At 53.2% G+C, this 2,402-nt stretch carries 1 protein-coding gene; it reads right to left on the bottom strand.

Annotation, left to right across the window (positions count from 1 at the left end):
- Positions 1–225: 225 nt before the first annotated feature.
- Complete coding sequence (locus ACR0DY_RS19865; RefSeq protein WP_480547718.1) at positions 226–1,401, bottom strand: alpha/beta hydrolase; 1,176 nt, start codon at positions 1,399–1,401, stop codon at positions 226–228.
- Between the last annotated feature and the right edge of the window lie 1,001 nt (positions 1,402–2,402).

Raw genomic sequence — 2,402 nt, 5'->3', positions numbered from 1 at the left:
GAATTGTTTGACAGGTTCGCCATTCTTGCGCGGCGTAAAATTCACATTTGAGCAATGGTATCTTGACAGATTAATATGCCAAGAAAAATCGATTATACCTTCAACGTCATAAGTCTGACCTATGGATGGCCTTACATAAGAGTTTCAATGTGATCCGAGGGAGCCTCGTGTGGCAAGCTGATCAGAATAGAGAATAGACGGGGATAACCAGACGGTTCCTTTCCTTCAGTACAAACGCACCAGTTCCCTGATCCTTTGCGGATAATCGTCTGGAAAACGCCAGATGACTTCGCCGGGTGCGCGCACCAGTCCGCGCGCGGCGGGGTCTTTGTTGGTCAGCAATGACAGGAAAAGATCGCTGCTGGCCCATGGTGAAGACCGGAAGTACCAATGCCCGTTGCCAGTGCCCGCCTCTTCGGCATCCGTCACGTCGATGACATGCAGCCTTGGGGTCCGGGCCAGTTCCGCTTGCACCGCAGGCACTGCTTCGCCGGGCGGCGAGGTCTCTCCGACGCGCTTGCGGCCAAAGACAAACCTAGACATCGCCAGCGCGGAATCCGTTTGCGACTGATAGATCGTCAGGTCCGTAACCGCATCGAGAAGACCGTCCTCGATAGCATGAAGGAAATAAGCGCGGTCCAGGTCGCTGCCGATCAGGATGAGTTTGCCCAACCGCGCATTTTCCTCGGCTCCCAACGCGATTTGATAAGCGGCATCAAAGGCCAGCCTAGTCCCGGCGCTGTAGCCGATCAGGTGAATGCGACGGGCATCGGTATGAGTCGAAAGAAAGGCAATCAGCTCGCGCAGATAGCGTCGCGAGGCCAGCGCCGATTCCTGATCGCGGAAATAGGCCAGCGTACTTGGGGTTGCTGTCCAATTGTAACTGATGAAAGCGCCCTGATAGCCCAGGAAATGCTGCAACTGGCTTGAGACCAGGGTGGAATAGTCGAAGTCCACATTATAGCCGTGGATGTAAATGAAAATGTCGTTGTTGGCCGATTGCGCCAATTGCGCAATGATTTGTGACGCAAAACGGCGACCGGCAGATTCGACCTCGGCACGGCTGGGTGGCGTATCCATGTATTTGATTGCGCTGAACGGCAGAATGCCGGTCTCGGTCACGCCCGCCACACGTAGCCTATAGTCCCGATCCCGCGCCGCGGCGAGCGTGATGCGCCTTGCGTTTTCCCAGCTTTCAAGCGGCGGGTCCGACGCAATCTGCGCGACACCCGCCCGCAACACGTGCCCCCGTGCATTATTGTAGCTTTTCTGCGGGTCGTCCGGTTCTGCGGGCTGGCGGTCGGTTGCGTAAAACAGACGCGCCCGCGACTCGAAATTACCCTCGGTCACATCCCCGAACGGGTCAAGCGTGCCATTGGCAAAGACCGTTGGCGAAGGCATGATGTCAATTTCATTGTAGGTTTTCGCCGCACACCCCGTCAGGGTTATGAAGATAATTAGCCAACAGAACCTATGCATCAGACACTTTACGCCCCAGAATTTCCGCCGCATTGAGATTTGCCGGCACGAGCTTTCAACCATTTTTGCAAATGGACCATCTTTGGCAAGCCTTTGAGGATGCCTGCGACAACGATGGCAGCAGATTGCGGGCCGGGACCGTGGATGATGCTGTCAGAGAGACGTTTGAAGGGTTCGAGTAAGCGGCCACATTAACCAATGGTCGCCGATTTCGGGGTCGGCTTCTTGATGAGTCTTTTACAATGTGAAGCTACGCAAAGGCGCAAGGGACCATGTGAAAACGGCTATGAAACGGGCCAGATGTTCATCAAGGTGAAGGGCATGTGCGAATAGTCATGAACGTTTCCTGCACTGAAAAGGTTCGCACCAGAATTTTACCACTCTTGGCTGTCCGGCTCCCGCCGCAAGTTTGTGGGCTCCAAAAGGATGTTTGTTTGCTGTTTTTTACCTTGGCCTCACCCTATCCAGGGATCGAAGCTTCCAGAGAACCCGGCGCAATTCAGCGGTTTTTCGATTTGATGAAACTCCTCCAGTGCACTGCCTGTGCCCCAAAGTTAGAACGATTTGCGATCGTGTGGCTTTTTGTTGCTTTTTCTTGACCGAGCAAACGAATTGATACATTTTACCAAAATAAAACCAGAATGGAGCACAAATTATCACGAATATAGACCGTTTTTGTCGCTCCATACCGCCCTTGAGTCAGAGGTTTCGTCTCGGTGTAAGGATGGTTTCGGAGCGGCGGCAGTACTAATAACGGAATGTCCTGTGCGGACTGGTTATGGTAACCTGAAATAGAAAGGTATCGCCCCGACAGTTTGCAGTTAACTGCACATTATGAGGGTGCAATTCTGTCAAATTGGCGGTCACTGGCTTCACTTGACCCAAAGCGCCTCGCAAAAGAAGGCACCCAACAAAAATGATCA

Source organism: Ruegeria sp. O6 (genome assembly GCF_056535045.1).
Note: the sequence above shows the minus strand (reverse complement) of the source record. Positions and strands in the feature narration are given on the sequence as shown.

What these genes read in the sequence shown, in the direction of transcription:
- ACR0DY_RS19865 (WP_480547718.1), bottom strand. Translation starts at nt 1,401, where the DNA reads ATGCCTTCGCCAACGGTCTTTGCCAATGGCACGCTTGACCCGTTCGGG.